22 protein-coding genes and 1 tRNA gene are annotated in these 19326 nt (G+C 70.8%); 12 read left to right on the top strand and 11 right to left on the bottom strand.

Annotation, left to right across the window (positions count from 1 at the left end; all coding sequences use genetic code 11):
• Nucleotides 1-135 precede the first annotated feature (135 nt).
• Both AC2DFQ_RS00505 and AC2DFQ_RS00500 read right to left on the bottom strand, forming a co-directional pair.
• Nucleotides 136-306 (bottom strand): CsbD family protein, encoded by a 171-nt coding sequence (locus tag AC2DFQ_RS00505; protein WP_484509786.1) that lies wholly within the window; start codon nucleotides 304-306, stop codon nucleotides 136-138.
• Between the two features lie 101 nt (nucleotides 307-407).
• Complete coding sequence (locus tag AC2DFQ_RS00500; protein ID WP_484509787.1) at nucleotides 408-1454, bottom strand: YihY/virulence factor BrkB family protein; 1047 nt, start codon at nucleotides 1452-1454, stop codon at nucleotides 408-410.
• 212 nt (nucleotides 1455-1666) lie between these two features.
• On the opposite strand from AC2DFQ_RS00500, the gene AC2DFQ_RS00495 reads away from it, so the two are divergent.
• Complete coding sequence (locus AC2DFQ_RS00495) at nucleotides 1667-1849, top strand: hypothetical protein (RefSeq protein WP_484509788.1); 183 nt, start codon at nucleotides 1667-1669, stop codon at nucleotides 1847-1849.
• Nucleotides 1850-2064: 215 nt separating this feature from the next.
• Nucleotides 2065-2274, top strand: coding sequence for a hypothetical protein (locus AC2DFQ_RS00490; protein WP_484509789.1), 210 nt, complete (start codon nucleotides 2065-2067; stop codon nucleotides 2272-2274).
• Between the two features lie 95 nt (nucleotides 2275-2369).
• Here the strand turns inward: AC2DFQ_RS00490 and AC2DFQ_RS00485 are convergent.
• The 6 genes from AC2DFQ_RS00485 to AC2DFQ_RS00460 form a co-directional block, all read right to left on the bottom strand.
• Nucleotides 2370-2442: transfer RNA gene (locus AC2DFQ_RS00485), tRNA-Arg, on the bottom strand.
• Nucleotides 2443-2569: 127 nt separating this feature from the next.
• Nucleotides 2570-3859, bottom strand: a complete 1290-nt coding sequence (locus AC2DFQ_RS00480) for a hypothetical protein (RefSeq protein WP_484509790.1) — start codon at nucleotides 3857-3859, stop codon at nucleotides 2570-2572.
• A 95-nt stretch (nucleotides 3860-3954) separates the two neighbouring features.
• Nucleotides 3955-4272 (bottom strand): DMT family transporter, encoded by a 318-nt coding sequence (locus AC2DFQ_RS00475; RefSeq protein WP_484532607.1) that lies wholly within the window; start codon nucleotides 4270-4272, stop codon nucleotides 3955-3957.
• Nucleotides 4273-4384: 112 nt separating this feature from the next.
• Complete coding sequence (locus AC2DFQ_RS00470) at nucleotides 4385-5320, bottom strand: CPBP family intramembrane glutamic endopeptidase (RefSeq protein ID WP_484532606.1); 936 nt, start codon at nucleotides 5318-5320, stop codon at nucleotides 4385-4387.
• The gene (trmB, locus tag AC2DFQ_RS00465; protein WP_484532605.1) at nucleotides 5317-6051 is read right to left on the bottom strand and encodes a tRNA (guanosine(46)-N7)-methyltransferase TrmB; all 735 of its coding nucleotides are present in this window, start codon (nucleotides 6049-6051) and stop codon (nucleotides 5317-5319) included. Before trmB ends, AC2DFQ_RS00470 begins: the two co-directional genes overlap by 4 nt.
• Nucleotides 6052-6155: 104 nt before the next feature.
• A complete protein-coding gene (locus tag AC2DFQ_RS00460; protein ID WP_484509794.1) occupies nucleotides 6156-6989 on the bottom strand; it encodes a DUF3097 domain-containing protein in 834 nt (277 codons plus the stop codon).
• 143 nt (nucleotides 6990-7132) lie between these two features.
• On the opposite strand from AC2DFQ_RS00460, the gene AC2DFQ_RS00455 reads away from it, so the two are divergent.
• The 4 genes from AC2DFQ_RS00455 (at nucleotide 7133) to AC2DFQ_RS00440 (ending at nucleotide 11345) form a co-directional block, all read left to right on the top strand.
• Nucleotides 7133-9139, top strand: coding sequence for a TPM domain-containing protein (locus AC2DFQ_RS00455; RefSeq protein WP_484532604.1), 2007 nt, complete (start codon nucleotides 7133-7135; stop codon nucleotides 9137-9139).
• Nucleotides 9140-9224: 85 nt separating this feature from the next.
• A complete protein-coding gene (locus tag AC2DFQ_RS00450) occupies nucleotides 9225-9986 on the top strand; it encodes a PspA/IM30 family protein (protein ID WP_484509796.1) in 762 nt (253 codons plus the stop codon).
• A gap of 94 nt (nucleotides 9987-10080) precedes the next feature.
• A complete protein-coding gene (locus AC2DFQ_RS00445) occupies nucleotides 10081-10890 on the top strand; it encodes an arginase family protein (RefSeq protein ID WP_484509797.1) in 810 nt (269 codons plus the stop codon).
• The gene (locus AC2DFQ_RS00440; RefSeq protein WP_484532603.1) at nucleotides 10887-11345 is read left to right on the top strand and encodes a Fe-S oxidoreductase; all 459 of its coding nucleotides are present in this window, start codon (nucleotides 10887-10889) and stop codon (nucleotides 11343-11345) included. Before AC2DFQ_RS00445 ends, AC2DFQ_RS00440 begins: the two co-directional genes overlap by 4 nt.
• A gap of 124 nt (nucleotides 11346-11469) precedes the next feature.
• Here AC2DFQ_RS00440 and AC2DFQ_RS00435 read toward each other — a convergent pair whose 3' ends face one another.
• The 3 genes from AC2DFQ_RS00435 to AC2DFQ_RS00425 all read right to left on the bottom strand — a co-directional run bounded on the left by AC2DFQ_RS00435 (nucleotide 11470) and on the right by AC2DFQ_RS00425 (nucleotide 13216).
• Nucleotides 11470-11934: an SIP domain-containing protein gene (locus AC2DFQ_RS00435; RefSeq protein WP_484509799.1), complete on the bottom strand. Its 465-nt coding sequence runs from the start codon at nucleotides 11932-11934 to the stop codon at nucleotides 11470-11472.
• An 83-nt stretch (nucleotides 11935-12017) separates the two neighbouring features.
• Nucleotides 12018-12743, bottom strand: a complete 726-nt coding sequence (locus AC2DFQ_RS00430; RefSeq protein ID WP_484509800.1) for a tyrosine-protein phosphatase — start codon at nucleotides 12741-12743, stop codon at nucleotides 12018-12020.
• A complete protein-coding gene (locus AC2DFQ_RS00425; protein WP_484532602.1) occupies nucleotides 12740-13216 on the bottom strand; it encodes a carboxymuconolactone decarboxylase family protein in 477 nt (158 codons plus the stop codon). Before AC2DFQ_RS00425 ends, AC2DFQ_RS00430 begins: the two co-directional genes overlap by 4 nt.
• Before the next feature lie 79 nt (nucleotides 13217-13295).
• Here AC2DFQ_RS00425 and AC2DFQ_RS00420 point away from each other — a divergent pair, with 79 nt between their 5' ends.
• The 6 genes from AC2DFQ_RS00420 to AC2DFQ_RS00395 all read left to right on the top strand — a co-directional run bounded on the left by AC2DFQ_RS00420 (nucleotide 13296) and on the right by AC2DFQ_RS00395 (nucleotide 19298).
• Nucleotides 13296-14237 carry an alpha/beta fold hydrolase gene (locus tag AC2DFQ_RS00420; protein ID WP_484532601.1) on the top strand — a complete coding sequence of 314 codons (942 nt, stop codon included), beginning with the start codon at nucleotides 13296-13298 and terminating at the stop codon, nucleotides 14235-14237.
• A gap of 130 nt (nucleotides 14238-14367) precedes the next feature.
• Nucleotides 14368-15879 carry an ABC transporter substrate-binding protein gene (locus AC2DFQ_RS00415; RefSeq protein ID WP_484509803.1) on the top strand — a complete coding sequence of 504 codons (1512 nt, stop codon included), beginning with the start codon at nucleotides 14368-14370 and terminating at the stop codon, nucleotides 15877-15879.
• A complete protein-coding gene (locus AC2DFQ_RS00410; RefSeq protein ID WP_484509804.1) occupies nucleotides 15876-16826 on the top strand; it encodes an ABC transporter permease in 951 nt (316 codons plus the stop codon). Before AC2DFQ_RS00415 ends, AC2DFQ_RS00410 begins: the two co-directional genes overlap by 4 nt.
• A complete protein-coding gene (locus AC2DFQ_RS00405; RefSeq protein ID WP_484509805.1) occupies nucleotides 16823-17710 on the top strand; it encodes an ABC transporter permease in 888 nt (295 codons plus the stop codon). Before AC2DFQ_RS00410 ends, AC2DFQ_RS00405 begins: the two co-directional genes overlap by 4 nt.
• Nucleotides 17707-18510, top strand: coding sequence for an ATP-binding cassette domain-containing protein (locus tag AC2DFQ_RS00400; RefSeq protein ID WP_484532600.1), 804 nt, complete (start codon nucleotides 17707-17709; stop codon nucleotides 18508-18510). The genes AC2DFQ_RS00405 and AC2DFQ_RS00400 overlap by 4 nt, the downstream gene beginning before the upstream one ends.
• Entirely contained in the window at nucleotides 18507-19298 is a 792-nt protein-coding gene (locus AC2DFQ_RS00395; protein WP_484509807.1) for an ABC transporter ATP-binding protein, read from the top strand. The genes AC2DFQ_RS00400 and AC2DFQ_RS00395 overlap by 4 nt, the downstream gene beginning before the upstream one ends.
• Nucleotides 19299-19326 lie beyond the last annotated feature (28 nt).

The raw sequence follows: 19326 nt of genomic DNA, 5'->3' as shown, positions 1-19326 counted from the left end.
GGCCTCTGCACCCTACGCGTGCGGGGAGTCCGCGGGTAGGGTCCACGGTGACTTCGTTGCCCCTCGCCGGCCCGTGCTGAGACGAAAAGAGGAACGCCCCGACCGCGTGGCGGTCGGGGCGTTCCTGACTTCTGCTTACTTGAACGCGTCCTTGACGTTCTCGCCCGCCTTCTTCAGGTTGGCCTTCGTCTGGTCGGCCTTGCCCTCACGCTCCAAGTTCTCATCGTCGGTACCCTTACCGGCGGCTTCCTTGGCGTGACCGGCGGCGTCCTGGGCGGCGTTCTTGATCTTGTCATCGAGTCCCATGAGGTCTCCTCTCTCTGACGGCCGGGGGCGTATCCCCCGGCCTCTTACGCTACCCGCGGCAGGCTTGCCGAGGATAGGCTCGCCAACCGGGGCATCCTGCGCTAGGCGTCGTGGTCCTCGCCGTGCTGCACCCGGATACGGCGGCCTTCTTCGATGTCCTTCTGCTCCTTCGCGGCGGCTTTGTCGCTCTTGCGCGTATCCCGCGGGGGCAGCTGGATGTCGCGCTCGGCTGCGATACCCGACTGCAACTGGCGTCCGCGCTCGAGCTCCGCGTCGAACTCCGCGCCGAAGAGGATGGCAAGGTTCGCGATCCACAGCCACAGTAGGAAAACGATGACACCGGCCAGCGAGCCGTAGGTGCGGTCGTAGTTGGAGAAGTTCGCGACGTAGAGCACGAAACCGGCCGTGGCGATGGCGAGGACGACGAGCGCGATGATGGCCCCGACGCTGATCCACCGGAACTTCGGCTGCTTCGCGTTGGGAGCACCGTAGTAGAGGATCGCGAGGGTCAGGACCACGATGACCAGCAGCACCGGCCACCGGGCGATCTGCCACACGGTCACGGCGACCTCACCCAGCCCGATCGCGTTGCCGATGGCTTCGGCGATCGGTCCGGAGACGACGAGGATGAGCGCCGCGATGGTGACGAGGATGACGACGATCACCGTCAGAAGCAGCTGAACCGGCTTGAGCTTCCAGAAGGGGCGCCCCTCCTCGATCTCGTAGATGCGGTTCATCGCCCGGCTGAACGCGCCGACGTAGCCGGATGCCGACCAGAGGGCCAGCACGATTCCACTGATGAGAGCGAAGCCGGCCCCCGGCGCGGATGCGACCTGCTCGATCGGGCCGCGCAAGGTCTCCGCCGTCCCGCCCGGCGCCACCTGGTCGATGATGTCCAGAACCGCTGTGGCGGTCTGGTCGCCCTGCCCGACCACTCCGAGGAGGGAGAAGACGGCGATGAGCCCCGGGAAGAGCGCCAGCACCCCGAAGTAGGTCAGGGCAGCGGCGATGTCGAGACACTGATCCGAGGAGAACTCCCGAACGGCCTTGACGAAGACGTACTTCCACGATCGCTTGGTGAGATCGTTTGGCGAATCCGGCTTGGAGTCGCTTTCCGGGTGCGGGCGGGCGTGCTGTGTGTCCGACATGGGGGTCCTCTCGGGTGCCGGTGGGGACGGCCTCCCTCCGGTTTACGTCGACCCGACCCGTACGTCGGGCGGGTTGACGAGCGGCGACCGGTGTGTCACACGGGGCGATTCTTCGCCGATCCGGTCATCCACCGATCGCGGCGCGAGATCCGCAAGCCCCCCTCCCCGGGAGGCTGGATGCGGTTGGCTAGGCCCAACCGAAAGGAGCACCCATGACCGACTCCACCCCCACCGACCGCCCCGAGGACTCCGGCGGCCAGCAGGACAACTCCGTTGCCGATGACGACACCGCCGCCGAGACGGGGTCGGAGTCGCCCGAGGAGGGCGCCGCAGCGGAGGAGGCAGCGGCCGACGCGGTCGTCGACCCTGACTCAGGAGGCGCCGCCAGCATCTAGCTTCACCATGCACGACGCGGCCTGACGCGTCGCGAACACCGAAGGGTGCGAGCGGCCGATGTCGCCCCGGGGTGGCTCTCGCCCACCCCGGGGCGCGACCGCGCACCAATACGGACAACAAGGAGAAGCGGCGTCCACGCCCGGCCGGCTCGTCAAGGGCGTTGTCGCCGGGATGCGCGGATGAGAGCCTTCTGGGTGAAGAGAGGAAGCGACCAATGAGCGACACGGCCAGGGACGAGCAGGACGGCAACGAAGAGACGCTGGCGGACAGCGAACTGGAGCAGCCGAGCACGGAGAACGAGCCCGGCGAAGAACCCAAGGGCGGAACGAACCAGGAAGCGGAGTCGAAGCCCGATCACGAGGCCGTGGGGATCGGGGTCATCGGCGGTCCGCAGACCGACACGGAAGACAGCCCGGCCGGCTGACGCGGCTCCCGCGTCGTCCCTACCGGGTGACCGCGCGACGACGGTGGAACGGCGAGGACACGCCCTGACATGGGGTCGCCGAACTCATCGTGGAGTGCCCCCGACAGGAGTCGAACCTGCGACCTACGGTACCGGAAACCGGCGCTCTATCCACTGAGCTACGGAGGCGTACTGATCGAGGTTATCACCGGCGCAGGGCCTCTCCCGCCAGCGTGCCGCGCCTCCCCCGGCACCGGCGCGGCAGCGTGGGAGTTCGGCGGTCACCGCTCCGCGCCCACGCCGCGCGGGCACGGCTTCACGGGTGGTTGATGGCCCACAGGAGCCACACCGCGACGACCTGCAGCGCGAGGCACCCGGCGAGGATGCCCACGCGGCGACGGGGCGTGGCGGCGAGGCGGTTGTCGCCGAGCAACGGCGACAACGGCACCATGAGGCGGAACGTGCTGCTCTGCGGCAGGAACACCGCGAACAGGTAGAGCCCGTAGCTGAAGGCGTACGCGACCACCACGACCCCGAGGCGGCGAACCGGTCGCGACCACAGCACCAGCGCGAACCCCACCATGAGCGCGACGACCAGCACGATCCCGATCACGCCGAGGTGCGTGCCCGCCTGACGGAACCACGGGGTGAAGGGGACGAACGGACCGTTTCCCACCGACCCGAGCCACCACCCGAGCTCTGTGCGGATGTACGCGCTGTCCACCCCGGTGGCGCGCTCGGCGATCACCGTCCAGCCCAGACCCCCCGCCGCCGTCGACATCCCCGCGACGAACAGGCCGGCCGCCTGGGCCGGGGTGAACGGGTCGGCACGGTGACGCAGCATCCGCACCAGGAACAGGATGCCCAGTGCCGCAGCGAGCGCCAGCGCCCCCGGCCGCGTGAAGGCGGCGATGACTCCGATCGGCGCGATGGGCAGATATCGGCGGTCCAGCGCCAGGACGAGCGCGGCGAAGGTGAGGAAGAGAGCCAGCCCCTCGCTGTAGCCCAGGACGTAGACGAAGGACAGCGGGGCGAAGGAGAAGAAGGTCACGCCCCACCAGGCCGCCCGGGGGTTCGTGACCCGGCGGAGGAGGACGAACAGCATCCACGTGGCGCCGAGGCCGGCGGCGAGGCTGATCGCCACGGCGATGACCTGCCAGGAGAATCCCGTGGCGTCGTGCAGGTACCGCGTGAGGTAGGGGAAGACGGGCAGGAACGCCCAGTTGTTCGGCATGATGTCGCCGAACTCGTTCACCGGCAGGCGGTCGGGGTACCCCTGGGTCGCAATCGTGCCGTAGCGATCGGCATCCCAGCCGTTGAGGAAGTCGAGAAACGTCCGGACGTGCGCGTCATCGGGGCCGAATCCCCAGCGAGCCGCGCGGGCGATCGCGTAGAAGCCGAAGAGGATCGACAGGTTCACCGCTCGCGCGGTCACCCACAGGGCGACGATGCGGGCGAAAGCGCCGCGCTCGATCGGCTCGACGTCGCGCGGGGCGCGCAGCAGGTCGGCCGCGAACAGACGCAGCGACCGCGCAGTCCGCGAACGCAGCGGGGGGCGGAGCGGCGAACGGAGGATGTCGGTTCGGCCGCGCTGCGGTGTGCTCACACGGAACCTTTCGCGGGGGTCCGCGCATCCTGCCAGCGGGATGTTCCCATCGGGTGAACCGCCGGTGGCGTGATGGTGACGCGCGCCGCCGCGGGTCAGTCGCTGACGAGCTTGAGCCCGACGATGCAGCCGACGAGCCCCAGGACGAGGAGCACCTTGACGAGCGACACGGGTTCGCTGCCCGTGGCCATCCCGTACACGACCGTCAGGCTCGCACCGATCCCCACCCAGACGGCGTAGCCGGTGCCGGTGGGGATCTCACGCAGCGCCCAGGCGAGACCGCCCATGCTCGCCACGAGCGCGGCTCCGAAGATGATCGTCGGCCACAGCCTGCTGAAGCCCTCGGATTTTCCGAGTGCGGTGGCCCAGACCGCCTCGAGCACACCGGAGACGACGAGAACGATCCACGACATGAGCAGCTCCTTGGCCAGTCTAAGTTCGCGCGAGAAACCACATCCGGGACGAGACATAACGCCCCGCGTCGTTTCTCGTCCGGAACGTCGTTTCTCGCGACCGGGGTGGCGCTCAGGGCGCGGGAACGAGGAAGAGAGACACGAGGCCTGGATTGTGGGCGTGCACGAGCACGCCGAATACGACCGCGTCGAAGAGCAGGTGCACCACGACGATGTACCAGAGCGACTGGGTGCGGAGGAAGAGGAATCCCTGCACGAGCGCGAACGGGATGGTGAGGACGGGCCCCCACGCCTGGTAGCCGAGCTCCCATAGGAACGAGACGAACACCACCGCCTGCAGCAGGTTCGCCTGCCACACCGGGAAGTGCCGCAGCAGCAGCACGAAAACGGTGCAGATGAAGAACAGCTCGTCCCAGATGCCCACGGCGCCCACGCCGACGAACAGCCGCGCGATCATCTCCGGAGTGTCGACGGTGGGCCAGTTCTGGTACACCCCGCTGGTGATGAAATAGAACGGCAGGATGAGCCAGCCGAGGGCGATGACCGCGACGAGCCACACCCACTGCCACCACTCCCAGCGCCCGCCGCCGCGCCACGGGAAACGGATGGCGTGGTCTTTGTAGAGGTACCGGCTGATGACGTAGGGCACCACCACCGCTCCCCCGAGCGCCAGCCCGAACCGCACGAACGCGGCGTTGTCGAGCTCGGCCTTCAGGGGAATGGCACTGACGATCAGCATCCCGATGGCGATGAGCGAGAGGTCGCGCAGCAGGCTGGGGGGCGGGGATGCTGCGTGCATCCGCATCGCGTTCTCCCGGTCCCCGCCGCCTGCCCCCCGGCTTCGCCGGGCCGGCAGGATCGGCACCGACGAGCGGCGGTCGACGAGCCACGCGCCGAGGAGCGCGGCGGCCAGAAGCAGAAACCCGAGCCACGGCGCGAGCAACACGAAGAAGGCCGGGGCGGCCAGGCACGCCAGGAGCGCCGGAATGAGCCCCCATGCCGACGAGGCCGCGCGGGGCGGGGCGACGTGCGCCTTGCGCGCGCTCATGCGCCGGACCGCCGGTAGGTCAGGTCACGGATGTCGCGTCCGGCGCGAGCGCCTTTGCGCTCGAACGCCGTGAGCACTCGGCCGTCGAAGCGCCCGGCCCAGTCGCCCTCGAACGCTCTCTCGAACAGCGGCGACTCGTCGAGCACGGAACGCATCTGCCGCGCGTAGTCCTCCCAGTCGGTCGCGAGCCGCAGCATCCCGCCGTCCTTCAGCGCGGAGGCCGCCACGGGGGCGAAGTCGGCATCGACGAGGCGTCGCTTGGTGTGCTTGTTCTTGTGCCACGGGTCGGGGAAGAACACCCACACCTCGTCGGCGGATGCGGCAGGCAGCAGGTGTGCGAGCACCTCGGGCGCGTTCGCCTCGACCAGGCGGAGGTTGCGTACGCCCGCGCGATCGGCGTCGAGCATCGTGCGGGCAAGGCCCGCCTTGAACACCTCGACGGCGAGGAAGTCGCTGTCGGGGCGCTCGGATGCCGCGTGCACGATGGCGTGCCCCTGGCCCGAGCCGATCTCGACGATCAGGGGCGCCTTCCGCCCCCACACCGCTGCCGGGTCGATCTCGGATCCTGCGCGCACGCTCGTGGCGGCAGCATCCCGCGGCGCCTCCAGGAGGTAGATCGGCGACAGCTCGGTCCATGCGCGCTCCTGCGCCTCCGACATGCGGCCGCTGCGGCGTACGAACGACACCGGCCGCTCGCGGAAGGCGCCGGGCGCGGCGGAGGTGTCGGGCATACCGTTCAGGCTACCGAGCGAGCCGGCGGATTCCGCATCGTCTCGCTGCCCCTCATTCCCCGGCCGGGAGACCGCCGAGCGGCCGGATGCACGCCCTGCCACCGCTACGCCGTCACGAAGTCGATGAGCTCTTCGACCCGGCCGAGCAGTGCCGGCTCCAGGTCGCGGTAGGACGAGACACTGCCGAGGATGCGCTGCCACGCGCGGGCCAGGTCGGCCTGGTCGCGCGCGGGCCAGCCGAGGGCGCGGCACACCCCCACCTTCCACTCGATCGGGCGGGGCACCTCCGGCCATCGCGGTATGCCGACGGCGGCGGGCCGCACGCACTGCCACACGTCGACGAAGGGGTGCCCGACGATCCGCACGTGCGCGCCGTGCTTCCCGCGGGCGATCGTCTCGGCGATGCGGGTCTCCTTCGACCCGGGAACAAGGTGATCGACCAGCACTCCGTAGCGGCGGTCGGCGCTCGGTGGTTCCGCCTCCAGCGCGTCGGCGAGCAGATCGATCCCCTGCAGGTACTCCACCACGACGCCCTCGACGCGGAGATCATCGCCCCACACCTTCTCCACCAGCTCGGCGTCGTGTCGCCCCTCCACGAGGATGCGGCTGGGCCGCGCGACCCGGGCACGGGCGTCCTCCACCGCGAACGACCCGGATGCGGTGCGCTTGGGGCCGGCGGGACCGGCCGGGGCGGGCGGGATGAGCACGACCGGGGCCCCCTCGACCAGGAACCCGGGCCCGAGCGGGAACAGGCGTCGCCGGCCGCGGCGGTCTTCGAGTTCGACGGTCCCCGACGCGACCTTCGTGACCGCACCGCAGAAGCCGTCGCCGGACACCTCGACCACGAGGTCTCGCTCGGCCGGCACCTGCGGAACCGCGCGGCGCCCCACATCGCGCCATCCCTTGGCCAGCACGTCAGTGCCGTAGCGATCGTCCATGTGCGTGCCTCCTCGAAGCCACGACCCTAACCCGGCTCGATCCGCGAGCCCGAGGACCACGCCGGGCCCGAGCGCAACCGCTATCGGCATATTCGTCACCCTGCATAGACTCGACTGGGCTTTCACCCCGCCCGAGGAGGACGATGCGCGCCCGCTGGTCTGTAGTGCTCATCTCGACGCTCGCCGTGGCGCTCGGGCTGGCCGCCGCGCCGGCCGCATCCGCCACCGACCCCGTGAGCCTGGGCAGCGGATCCGTCCTCGACGAGGCCGGCGTCCTCAGCGCGAACGAGCTGGCCCAGGCGGAGGACCGGCTCGAACGACTCTCGGATGAGACGGACCTCGACCTGTGGGCGGTCTTCGTCGACGAGTTCACCGACCCGGCGAGCGCCGAGGACTGGGCAAACACCACCGCGGACCTCAACAACCTCGGGCCGAACCAATACCTCCTGGCCGTCGCCGTCGACGGGCGGGCGTTCTACCTCTCCGGATTCTCCGAGGGACCCGTCTCGTTCGACCAGCTGGGCGCCATCGAGCAGCAGCGGATCCAGCCGCAGCTCTCCGACGAGGAGTGGCTCGGCGCGGTCGAGGCCGCAGCCGACGGGCTCACCGATGCGGTCGGCGGAGGCACCGGCGGCACCGACAGCGCGGGCGGCGGGGTGAACTGGTCGCTCATCGGGCTGGTCCTTCTTCTGATCGCGGTGTTCGCGGGCGCGCTCCTCTGGCTGGCGGTGCGCAGGCGCCGGCGCGCCGCATCCGCACCCGCCCCCGTCGAGCAACTGAGCCTGGAGGAACTGGAACGGCGCTCCGGCTCCGCTCTCGTGGCCGCCGACGACGCGATCAAGACCAGTGAGCAGGAGCTCGGTTTCGCCCGCGCGCAGTTCGGTGATGACGCGGTGGCCGAATTCCGCGCCGTGCTCACGCAAGCCAAGACCGACCTTGACCGCGCTTTCTCGCTGCAGCAGTTGCTCGACGATTCCACCGCCGACACCGAGGAGCAGATCCGGGCGTGGCGCGGGGAGATCCTGACGCTCACGACGGCGGCGAACGAGGCCCTCGACGCCAAGGCCGATGCGTTCGACGCGCTGCGCGACCTCGAACGCAACGCCCCCCAGGAGCTCGCCCGCACGCAGCAGGAGCGCGCCGCCGTCGCCTCTGCCGTCGCCGCTGCCGAGGCGCGACTGACCGCGCTGCACGCCGAATACGCCGACGACGCACTCGCGACCGTCGCCGACAATCCCGCCCAGGCGCGCGAGCGCATCGCCTTCGCCGACGCGCAGCTCGCCGAGGCGCAGTCCGACCTCGCGGCCGGGCGCGCAGGCGAGGCCGCGGTGGGCATCCGTGCCGCGCAGGAAGCGGTGGCGCAGGCGAAGCTGCTGGAAGATGCCGTCGAACGGGTCGGCGCCGACCTGGCCGCTGCAGGCACCCGCGCCGCCGGACTTCTGCGCGAAGTGGAGAACGACATCACGGCCGCGTCGGCCCTCCCCGACCCGGACGGGCGGATCGCGGCGGCCGTGGCGGCGGCCCGCGAGCAGCTGACCCGCGGACGCCAGGCGCTCTCCTCCGCCGACCGTCGACCTCTGGAGGCCCTCTCCGGACTCGATGCCGCGGGAGCCGCCCTCGACGAGGTGATCGCCGAGGGGCGGGATGCGGCGGAGCGTCAGCGCCGGGCGGCGCAGCAGGTGGACCAGGCCCTGCTCCAGGCGCGCGCGCAGGTCTCCGCCGCGGAGGACTTCATCGCGGCTCGCCGCGGCGCCGTGGGCGCCGAGGCCCGCACGCGGCTGGCCGAGGCCAACGCCTCCCTCTCCCACGCCGAGCAGGTGCGGGCGGCAGATCCCGCGTCGGCCCTGGCGGCCGCGCAACGCGCGACACAGCTGGCCGGGTCGGCGGCCAACGCCGCGCAGAACGACGTCGGAGCGTTCGGTGGTTACGGCGGCGGCGGCTCGTCGGGCGGCGACGGCATGATGGGCGCCATCCTCGGCGGCATCGTGATCAACTCCCTCCTCGGCGGGGGCGGGGGCCGCGGCGGCTTCGGCGGCGGCTCGTCGCGCGGCGGCGGCTTCGGTGGCGGATTCGGCGGCGGCCGATCGCGCAGTGGCGGCGGCGGCTTCGGCGGGGGTTCGCGCTCACGCCGGGGAGGTGGCCGCTTCTGACCCCCGAATTTCGTCCCTCATCCCACGCATCCCACAGGAAACGCCGACAGACTTGATACGACGTCGACAGGAAAGGAAATCCGCGATGGCCAAGCAGTCCATCTTCGGTCGCATCTCAACCCTCATGCGGGCGAACATCAACTCACTCCTCGATCAGGCCGAGGACCCGCAGAAGATGCTCGACCAGCTAGTGCGCGACTACACCAACTCGATCGCCGACGCCGAGTCGGCCATCGCCGAAACGATCGGCAACCTGCGCCTTCTCGAGCGCGACCACCAGGAGGACGTCCAGGCGGCCGCCGAGTGGGGCAACAAGGCCCTGGCAGCCAGCCGCAAGGCGGACGAACTGCGCACGGCCGGCGACGCGGGCGAGGCCGACAAGTTCGACAACCTGGCGAAGATCGCGCTACAGCGCCAGATCTCCGCCGAGGGCGAGGCGAAGTCGGCCGAGCCGACGATCGCCTCCCAGACCGAGGTCGTCGACAAGCTCAAGGACGGCCTCAACGGCATGAAGGGCAAGCTCGACCAGCTCAGGTCCAAGCGCAGCGAACTGCTCGCCCGCGCCAAGGTCGCGCAGGCGCAGATCAAGGTGCACGACGCCGTCAAGTCGATCGACGTGCTCGATCCCACCAGCGAGCTCGGTCGGTTCGAAGACAAGATCCGTCGCGAAGAGGCGCTGGCCGCCGGCAAGGAGGAGCTCGCCGCATCCAGCATCGACGCGCAGTTCAACAGCCTGGAAGACCTCGGTGAGCTCACCGAGGTCGAGGCGCGCCTGTCGGCCCTGAAGGCCGGCGGCTCCGCGCAGCCGCAGCAGGCCATCACGGCACCCAGCCCGGACGCCGTCTGACCCGCTTTCCTTCGATGGGACGCCGCTTCGCGGCGTCCCATCGTCGTCCCCCCCGCCGGAGCTCGGTGCGGTGCACGGATGGCAGGATGAACGCGTGACCCGGTTCGTGGTGGTGCCCCAGTGGCAAGGCAGTCCGTCGACGCGCGCGATGCTGTTGCGCGATGGAGCAGAGGCGATCGCGGGCGACCTGCCCCGTGCAGGGACCGTCGTGCTGGACGTGCCCCTGGAGGCGGGTGACTCCCAGGGCACGGGCGTCTCGCGCCTGAGCGCGGTCCGCCGCACCGCCGCGCTCCTGGACGACGCTCTGTCGATGTCATCCGAGCGGGCGGTCGTGATCGGCGGCGACTGCAGCGTCAGCGTCGCTGCTGCCGCCCACTACGCCGCCGACGATCTCGCCGTCGTGTGGATCGATGCTCACGCCGACCTCAACGACCCCGTGAGCTCCCCCTCGGGCTCCCTCGCCGGCATGGCGCTGCGCGCCCTCGTGGGCGGCGTGCCCGATGCGCTGGAGGCCGCGGCAGTGGCCGCGGAACGGGTGGTCCTGGTCGGGGCACGCGAGCGGGATGCCGCGGAAGACGCGTTCCTCGCGGCGAGCGGGATCCGCCACCTCACCGAGAACGACCTCGCCGACCCCGGCGCTCTGGCCGCCGCGGTGGCGGCGACGGGCGCATCGCGCGTGTACGTGCACCTCGACCTGGACGTTCTGGACCCGTCGGAATTCACCGGGTCGGCATGGGCGATCCCGTTCGGTGTCTCCGTCAGCGACCTCGTCGCCTCCCTGCAGCGCCTGCGCACCGAGATCCCGCTCGCCGGTGCGACGATCGCCGGATTCGCGCCGGCGAGCCCCGCGGCCGCGGTGGACGACCTCGGCGCGATCCTCCGTCTCATCGGAGCGGTCGCGTGAGCCGCATCCCTCCCCCACCGGCGGACTGGCGGGACGGCGCCGAACGCGCCGTGGCTCGCAGCCGCCGCATCGAGCGGCTGCTGCCGCGGCTGCTCCTGGACTCCCCCATCAGCTACCTCGGTTATCTGTACGGCACCGCGGTCGGCTGGGTGTGGGGGTCGCTGTGGAGCAGGGGGCGCGTCGAGCGACGAGACGGCCTGTGGGTCTTCCGCGGGATGCCGCGCTGGACCTTCGGCCGGGGCGGAGTGACCGTCGGCGGATGCTTCCTCACCGGAAACGGCCGCGTCACCCCGGCGCTCCTCCGCCACGAAGCCGTCCACGCACGGCAGTGGCGCCGCTTCGGGCTCCTGATGCCCGTGCTCTATTGGGTCTCCGGCCGAAACCCGCTGCGCAACCGCTTCGAGATCGAGGCCGGCCTCGCCGACGGCAACTACATCCCGCGCAACGCGGCATAGGGCGCACCGGACAGCGAGCAACACGAGGAGATCTCGCCGATCGAGGGCGCTCGGAGGTGCTGGGCTCCTCGATCCGCGAGATCTCCTCGATTTCCGCGGGCGACGCGCGACGCGAGGACGCGGGTCAGCGGGCGGTGGCCAGGCCGAAACGCTCGGGCGTGTGGATCGACTCGGGCGCCACGCCGCGGCGCTCGACCAGGTCGTCCACGATCTCGGCCGTACCGAGGTACCCGCCCAGGAGGATCACGCGAGTGGAGTCGCCCTCGTGGCCGAGCATCTCTCCGGCCCAGCCCGACACGGCGCGCGCGACGGCCTCGCCTGCCGCGCATCCGCGGCTCGTCCCCGGTGCTCCGCTGCGGCGCGACCGGTCGAGCCACGTCACCGTCATCCGGGCGGGGGCGGACACCTTACCGATCCACGACTCGTCCGGTACTTCCACGAATACACGCCCGGTGGAGCACAGCGGCAGGGTGCTCAGCAGCGCTTCCAGCTCGGCGAGGGAGTTCTCATCGGCGGTCACCAAGTGCTGCACGCGCGTGTGGCGCGACGCGCGGCAGGCGGTCGGATTGTGTTCGAGGGAAGCGGCCATGGCACCACCGACTATACCCGAAGCATAGGGTTGCCTTACCTAGCTTTCGCTACTCGCAGCCGACGTACGGGAAGCGCACTCGGTTACTGCTCGGCGACGAGGATGCGGCGGAGTTCCGCGATCTCGTCGTCTCCGAGCCCGTGTGCCCGGAGGTAATCCGCCGGAGAGCCGAACACCGCATCCAGGTGTGCGAGCAGATCGCGCATGACGGGGGCCGGTGACCGCGTGGCGAGGTCTTCCAGGTGCACGGCCTCCGGATGAAAAGCCCGCAGTCGCGCGACGACCTCGCGGTTGCGCGAGGCCGGCAGCAACGCCTCCGTGCGGGCGTAGTCGGCGATGACGGCGTCGGTATCGACCCCGGCCGCCGCGAGGGTCAGGGCGACCGTGACCCCGGTGCGGTCCTTCCCCACGGTGCAGTGCACCAGCACGGGCTGGTCGTGCAGCACCCCGCGGACGACCTCCACGACTTGATCGGCGGAGTCTTCGATGAGGCTCGAATACAGACCCGGAAGGCTGACGTCGTTCTCGAAGAACGAGGCGACCGACCCCAGGAACAGCGGCACGCGCTGGGTGACGAGGTCCAGTCCCTCTACGCGGCTGGGCGCCCAGCGCACCTCCTCGTCATCGCGCAGGTCGATCACACGCCTGAGGCCCAGGGCGCGCAACGTCGCGAACCCCGCCTCATCCACGTGTGCGAGGTTGCCGGAGCGGTAGAGGACGCCGGAGCGGGTCCGGCCGGTGCCGGCCGGGAGGCCGCCCACGTCGCGGAAGTTCATCGAACCCGAGACGAGGGACTGCCCCTCACTCATGGCTGCGGATCGTCGAGGCGCGCGACGTCGTAACGCCCGGCGATCGCCACGCGGTTGAACGCGTTGATCGAGACGAGCACCCAGCACAGGGCGACGTACTCCGCCTCGGTGAAGATGCCGCCGGCCTGGTCGTACACATCGTCAGGAATTCCCGCTTCGGAGATGAACGTGAACGACTCCGCCAGGGCGAGGGCGGCCCGCTCCCTCTCGGAGAAGACTCCCGAGTCGCGCCACACCGGGATCTGCGAGATGGTGTCCGGCGAGACGCCCGCCTCGACTGCACGATCGAAGTGGATGCGCACGCAGTACGCGCACTTGTTCAGCTGGGACGCATGGATCTGGACGATCTCCTTCAGCCCGGGCTCGATACCCGCCTCGGCTGCCAGGTATCCCGCCGTCTTGGCCACACCCGACAGCGCGAGGTAGGCCTTCGGGGCCGAGCGCGACAGGTGAACGCGCTGCTCTTCGCTCATACCCCCAGGGTAATGCGCGCTCGCGATGAGCGGCGGCCGGGCACAATGGTGCCAGCCGCCCTGGCCGGAAGGATGCCGCGTGACCGAATCGCCCGATGTGTTCGACGAATTCTCCTACCTGCCGGACCAGGCCGCCGACAACGGCATCCCCGGTCCCATCCCCCGTGTGGAGCGCGTCTCACTGACGCTGGATGACGGCCGCACGCTCAGCGCGCTGCGGTACGGCGACGCGCCGCCGCAGGTCACCCTCCTCCACGGGGCGGGGCTGAACGCACACACGTGGGACACCACCGTCCTCGCGCTGGGCCTTCCGGCCCTCGCGCTCGACCTCCCGGGGCACGGAGACTCGTCCTGGCGCCCCGACGCGGCCTACGCGGGCCGCATCCTCGCGCCCGATGTCGTCGCCGCGCTCGACGCATGGACCGACCGACCGCAGGTGCTGGTCGGGCAGTCCCTCGGCGCTCTCACGGCGGCGCCGGTCGCGGTGTCGCGCCCAGGGTCGGTGGCCCAGCTCGTCATCGTCGACATCACCCCCGGCGTCGATCCCCACGCCGGGCCCACGCAGATCCGGTCGTTCTTCGCCGGCCCCACCGACTGGGCCTCCCGCGACGAGCTCGTCGACCGCGCGCTGTCGTTCGGCCTCGGCGGCGGCTCCCGCCGGACGGCCGAGCGGGGCGTGTACCTCAACTCGCGGGTGCGCCCAGACGGGCGCGTGGAGTGGAAGCATCACTTCGCACACCTCGCCGCAGCGGATGCGGGGGCCGACGCCCCCGCATCCGACGATGCCGTGACCGGGCTGCTGTCTGCGGCCGGGTGGGAAGACCTCGCCGGGGTCACCGCCCCCGTCACGCTCGTCCGCGGGGAACGCGGCTACGTCACGCCCGCCGACGCCGACGAGTTCGCCCGCCGCGTGCCCCGCGCACGCGTGGTCACCCTGGGAGGCGGGCACAACCTCCAGGAAGACGCGCCGCTGGCTCTGGGGAGGCTCCTGCGCGACCTCGCAGAGTCGAGGGAAGGATGACGCGCCTCCGTGCGTTCGGGTAACACGGCGACTCGGTGAGAAAGGCCGCAATAGGCTGATGTCGCACCGAGTTGCCTCCAGCGGCATCCGACATCATCGAAGGTGCCGCTGGCCTGCGAAAGGATCATCCATGCCACGACGCACCGCCCTCGCCGCCTCCGCGCTCCTGCTTGCCGGAACCCTCGCGCTGGCGTCCTGCACGGGCGGCGGGCCCACGCCGACGCCCACCTCGGGCGGCGCACCCGACCCGGATGCGACCCTCACCGTGGGCCTCGTGCTGGAACCGGGGAACCTCGATGTCCGCCGGCAGGCCGGCGCAGCGCTGGAGCAGGCCCTCATCGGCAACGTGTACGAGGGGCTGGTCGCCCGCACGCCGGAGAACGAGATCGTGGAGTCGCTCGCGAGCGCCTACGACGTGTCGGAGGACGGCCTGACCTACACGTTCACGCTGAATGAGGGGGTGACCTTCCACGACGGCACCCCGATGACCGTGAACGACGTGGTGACCTCGCTCACACAGGTGAAGGATGACACGTTGCTCGTCGGGAACGCCGACTTCCAGAATGTCGCGTCCGTCACGGCGCCGGACGACTCCACCGTCGTGATCACCCTGACGCAGCCGAACCAGGACTTCCTGTTCCTCCTGACCGGGCGCCCGGGGCTCGTCTTCAAGACGGGCGACACCACCGATCTGCAGACCGCCGCCAACGGGACCGGGCCCTTCTCCCTGACCGCCTGGAACCAGGGCGACAGCATCGAGCTCGCCCGCAACGACGAGTACTGGGGCGAACCGGCCGGCGTGGCCGAAGTGGTGCTGCAGTACATCCCCGAATTCACCGCCGGGGTGAACGCGGCGCTGGACGGCTCCCTCGACGTGCTCACCGCCGTGCAGCCCGACCTCGCCGCGCAGCTGGAGGGCGGCGACTTCACCCTCACGACGGGGCAGACCACCGACAAGGGCACTCTCGCCTTCAACAACACGCGCGCGCCGCTCGACGACGTGCGGGTGCGGGAGGCGCTGCGCCTCGCGATCGACCACGAGGCTCTCGTGGAGGCGATCGGCGCCGGCCAAACGCAGTACGGCCCGATCCCCGCCCTCGATCCGGGCTACGAAGACCTCTCCGATGTGGCCCCCTACGACCCCGAGCGCGCGCGGGAACTCCTCGAGGAGGCCGGGGTCGAGGACCTCGAGCTCACCCTCACCATCCCGTCGCTCTACGGCACGACCGTCCCCCAGGTGCTCGTGTCGGACTTCGACGAGATCGGCGTCGACCTCGAAGTGGAATCCGTGGGGTTCCAGGCCTGGCTGGGCGACGTTCTCGAGAACCGCGACTACGAGCTCAGCTTCGTGCTCCACGTCGAGTCACGCGACCTCGACAACTTCACCGACCCCGCGTACTACTTCGGGTACGACAACCCCGAGGTGCAGGAGTTGTACGCGCAGGCCCTCGCCGCGTTGGATGAGGAGGAGTCGGCCGCGCTGCGCGCTGAGGCCGCCCGCCGCGTTTCGGAGGACCACGCCGCCGACTGGCTATACACCGCAGAGGCGATCACGGCGGTGGGTGCAGGTGTCTCCGGATTCCCCCAGGACTCGATCAACTCCCGCATCAACCTCGCGGGTGTGACAGTCTCGTCGGAGTGATCCGGTACGCGCTCACCCGGTTGGCCCTGCTGGTCGTGGGGCTTGCCGTGGCCAGTGCACTGATCTTCGTCTCGCTCCGCGTCCTTCCTGGTGACGTCGCGCAGCTGATCGCCGGCACCGAGTCATCGCCGGCGCAGGTCGCGGCGATCCGGGAGAGGCTCGGACTGAACGTGCCGCTGCCCGTGCAGTACGCCGAGTGGATCGGCGGGATCTTCCGTGGCGACCTCGGTTCGTCGCTGCTGTCCGGCACCCCGGTGATGAGCGCACTGGCCGACAAGGGCCGCATCACGGTGCCCCTCGGCATCCTGTCGCTCCTGATCGCCCTGCTGATCGCGGTGCCCCTCGGGGTGCTGTCGGCCGTCCGCCGCGGGCGTGCCGACGGCACCGCGATGAGCGTGGCCGCCCAGGCGATGGCGGCCGTACCGGTGGTGTGGGCGGGGATGATGCTCGTCGTCGTCTTCGCGGTCTGGCTCGGGTGGCTTCCCGCGCAGGGGTTCCCCCGCGCCGGCTGGAGCGATCCGGGCGCGGCGCTCCGCGCCCTCGTGCTCCCGGCGCTGACGATCGGCATCGTCGAGGGCGCGATGCTGCTCCGGTTCGTGCGCAGCGCGACGCTGCAGGCCTTCGGCCAGGACTACGTGCGCACCGCCGCGGCGAAAGGGCTCACCCGCACGCAGGCGCTCCTCCGACACGGCCTGCCCAACGTCGCGCTCTCCGTGGTGACGGTGCTCGGCCTGCAGGTCGCCGGAATCCTCGTCGGCGCCGTCGTCATCGAGCAGCTGTTCACCCTCCCCGGCATCGGGCGGATGCTGGTGACCGACGTCGGCGCGCGCGACCTCCCCATGGTGCAGGGCGAACTCCTCGTGCTCACCGGATTCGTCCTCGTCGTCGGCTTCCTCGTGGATCTCCTCCACCGAGCCATCGACCCCCGACAGCGGGAGACCTCATGAACCGGCGCCGGCGGATGGCGTGGCTCGGGCGGCTCTGGGGCCTCGGCACTGGGCGGTTCGGACTGATCGTCGTCTCGATCATCGTCCTCACGGCGATCGTCGCGGCAGTGTGGACCCCCTTCCCCACGCAGCGCGTCGAGCTCGGCGACGCGTGGGAGCCGCCGGGATGGCCGCACGTCCTGGGTACCGACAACCTCGGCCGCGACATCCTGAGCCTCATCATGGCCGGCGCGCGGACGACGATCCTCGTGGCGGTGGGGGCCGGTGTCGTGGCGACGATCCTGGGCCTGTTCCTCGCCGCTCTCGGCGCTCTCACGGCCCGCTGGGTGCGCGAGAGCATCGCGGTACTCGTCGACATCCTCATCGCCTTCCCCGTGCTGATCATCGCCATGATGATCTCGGCCGTGTGGGGCGGGTCGCTGTGGGTTGTGATCTGGTCGGTCGGGATCGGATTCGGCGTGAACGTCGCTCGCGTCACCCGTCCCGAACTGCGGCGCGTGCTGCACAGCGACTTCGTGCTCGCCGGGCGGGCAAGCGGCCTCACCCCGGCGCAGAACCTGTGGCGGCACCTCCTCCCCAACGTCGCGCCCGTGTTCATCGTGCAGCTGTCCTGGGGCATGGCGGTGGCGGTGCTCGCCGAGGCCGGGCTGTCGTATCTCGGGTTCGGCGCGCCGGTCACCGAGCCCTCGTGGGGCGTGCTGCTGTCCGACCTGCAGCGGTACATCACGCTGTATCCCCTGTCGGTCATCTGGCCGGGGCTCGCGATCACGCTGACCGTGCTCGGTCTCAATCTCCTCGGCGACGGGCTGCGCGAGGCGACCGATCCCACCCTCTCCCAGCGCTCCCCCGCTGCGCGCCTGCACGTGCCGGAGGTCGTGGCATGACGCTCCACGTGCGCGACCTCGCGGTCGAGATCGGCGGCCGACGGGTCGTGGACGGGATCTCCTTCGACGTGCCCGACGGCGCCCGGCTCGGACTCATCGGCGAATCCGGCTCCGGGAAGTCGCTGACAGCCCTGGCCATCCTCGGGCTCCTCCCGGACGGCGCTCGCGCGACCGGCAGCGTGCGCTGGGACGACCGCGAAATCCTCGGCCTTCCCGACCGTGAGCTCGCGCGCCTCCGCGGCGACGACATCGGCATCGTCTTCCAGGAGCCGGCGACGGCGCTGAACCCGATCCGCACGGTCGGCCGGCAGATCGCCGAGTCGATCCGCATCCACGAGCACGTGACGCGCGGCGAGGCGCGCCGCCGCGCGGTGGCCGAGGCCGAGCGGGTCGCCCTTCCCGATCCGGCGACGACCGTCGCCCGGTATCCGCACCAGCTGTCGGGCGGGCAGCGGCAGCGCGTGGCGATCGCGATGGCGCTCGCCTGCCGCCCGCGGCTTCTCATCGCCGACGAGCCGACCACGGCACTGGATGTCACCATCCAGGCCGGCATCCTGACCCTCCTGCGCTCGCTCGTGACGGAGTCGGGCATGTCGCTGGTCTTCATCACCCACGACCTCGCGGTGCTCAGTCAGATCGCCACCCACGCCGTGGTCCTCGAGCACGGACGCGTCGCGGAGGCGGGCCCCCTCACGCAGCTCCTCACCGCGCCCGCCAGCGCCGTGACGCAAGCGCTCCTGCGGGATGCGACGGCCACCCTGTGGCATCCCGAGAACGGACACCGGGGAGCGGACGCATGAGCGACACGCTGCTGCGCGCGCGAGGACTGACCCGCCGCTACGTGTCTGCCCGCCGGACGCTGTTCGGCCCGCGGACCGTGACCACCGCGCTGGACGATGCCGATCTCGACGTGGACGCCGGGTCGGCGGTCGGGGTCATCGGCGAGTCGGGCTCGGGCAAGTCGACCCTGATGCGCCTGGTCCTCGCGCTGGATGTCCCGACCGCGGGCACCGTGGAGTTCGACGGCCGTCCGGTCGATGCGCGGAGCAATGCCCGCGCTTTGCACTGGCTGCGGCGGGACACGGGAATCGTCTTCCAAGATCCGTACGCCTCTCTCGACCCGCGGATGAGCATCGGCCGGATCGTCGGCGAGCCCCTGTGGGCGCTGGACGTGCCCGGCGACCGCCGAGCGCGGGTGCGCGAGGTGCTCGAGGAGGTGGGCCTGGAGCCGGCGATGGCCGAGCGCCACCCGCATGAGTTCTCCGGCGGCCAGCGTCAGCGCATCGCGATCGCCCGGGCCATCGTGCACCGTCCGCGTCTGCTGGTGGGCGACGAGCCGCTCTCGGCCCTCGACGTGACGGTGCGTGCGCAGATCCTGCGCCTGCTCGGGGACCTGCGCGAGCGCACCGGTCTGACCCTCCTCATGGTGAGCCACGACATCGGGGTCGTGCAGAACCTCTGCGATCAGGTCGTCGTGATGAAGGACGGACGCATCGTCGAGGAGGGGCCGACCGAGAAGGTGCTGCTGCAGCCGCAGGCGTCGTACACGCGCGCACTCCTCGCGTCCATCCCCACCATCCGCCCCTGAGCGGGCGAAGGTCGGGGGTCGGTCGTAC

The organism is Microbacterium sp. Z11_20 (assembly GCF_057197605.1).
Note: the sequence above shows the minus strand (reverse complement) of the source record. Positions and strands in the feature narration are given on the sequence as shown.

Bases quoted from the DNA above. Each gene is read 5' to 3' on its own strand.
- AC2DFQ_RS00505 (WP_484509786.1), bottom strand. From the start codon at position 306: ATGGGACTCGATGACAAGATCAAGAACGCCGCCCAGGACGCCGCCGGT.
- AC2DFQ_RS00500 (WP_484509787.1), bottom strand. From the start codon at position 1,454: ATGTCGGACACACAGCACGCCCGCCCGCACCCGGAAAGCGACTCCAAG.
- AC2DFQ_RS00495 (WP_484509788.1), top strand. From the start codon at position 1,667: ATGACCGACTCCACCCCCACCGACCGCCCCGAGGACTCCGGCGGCCAG.
- AC2DFQ_RS00490 (WP_484509789.1), top strand. From the start codon at position 2,065: ATGAGCGACACGGCCAGGGACGAGCAGGACGGCAACGAAGAGACGCTG.
- AC2DFQ_RS00475 (WP_484532607.1), bottom strand. From the start codon at position 4,272: ATGTCGTGGATCGTTCTCGTCGTCTCCGGTGTGCTCGAGGCGGTCTGG.
- AC2DFQ_RS00470 (WP_484532606.1), bottom strand. From the start codon at position 5,320: ATGAGCGCGCGCAAGGCGCACGTCGCCCCGCCCCGCGCGGCCTCGTCG.
- trmB (WP_484532605.1), bottom strand. From the start codon at position 6,051: ATGCCCGACACCTCCGCCGCGCCCGGCGCCTTCCGCGAGCGGCCGGTG.
- AC2DFQ_RS00460 (WP_484509794.1), bottom strand. From the start codon at position 6,989: ATGGACGATCGCTACGGCACTGACGTGCTGGCCAAGGGATGGCGCGAT.
- AC2DFQ_RS00455 (WP_484532604.1), top strand. From the start codon at position 7,133: ATGCGCGCCCGCTGGTCTGTAGTGCTCATCTCGACGCTCGCCGTGGCG.
- AC2DFQ_RS00450 (WP_484509796.1), top strand. From the start codon at position 9,225: ATGGCCAAGCAGTCCATCTTCGGTCGCATCTCAACCCTCATGCGGGCG.
- AC2DFQ_RS00435 (WP_484509799.1), bottom strand. From the start codon at position 11,934: ATGGCCGCTTCCCTCGAACACAATCCGACCGCCTGCCGCGCGTCGCGC.
- AC2DFQ_RS00430 (WP_484509800.1), bottom strand. From the start codon at position 12,743: ATGAGTGAGGGGCAGTCCCTCGTCTCGGGTTCGATGAACTTCCGCGAC.
- AC2DFQ_RS00425 (WP_484532602.1), bottom strand. From the start codon at position 13,216: ATGAGCGAAGAGCAGCGCGTTCACCTGTCGCGCTCGGCCCCGAAGGCC.
- AC2DFQ_RS00415 (WP_484509803.1), top strand. From the start codon at position 14,368: ATGCCACGACGCACCGCCCTCGCCGCCTCCGCGCTCCTGCTTGCCGGA.
- AC2DFQ_RS00405 (WP_484509805.1), top strand. From the start codon at position 16,823: ATGAACCGGCGCCGGCGGATGGCGTGGCTCGGGCGGCTCTGGGGCCTC.
- AC2DFQ_RS00400 (WP_484532600.1), top strand. From the start codon at position 17,707: ATGACGCTCCACGTGCGCGACCTCGCGGTCGAGATCGGCGGCCGACGG.
- AC2DFQ_RS00395 (WP_484509807.1), top strand. From the start codon at position 18,507: ATGAGCGACACGCTGCTGCGCGCGCGAGGACTGACCCGCCGCTACGTG.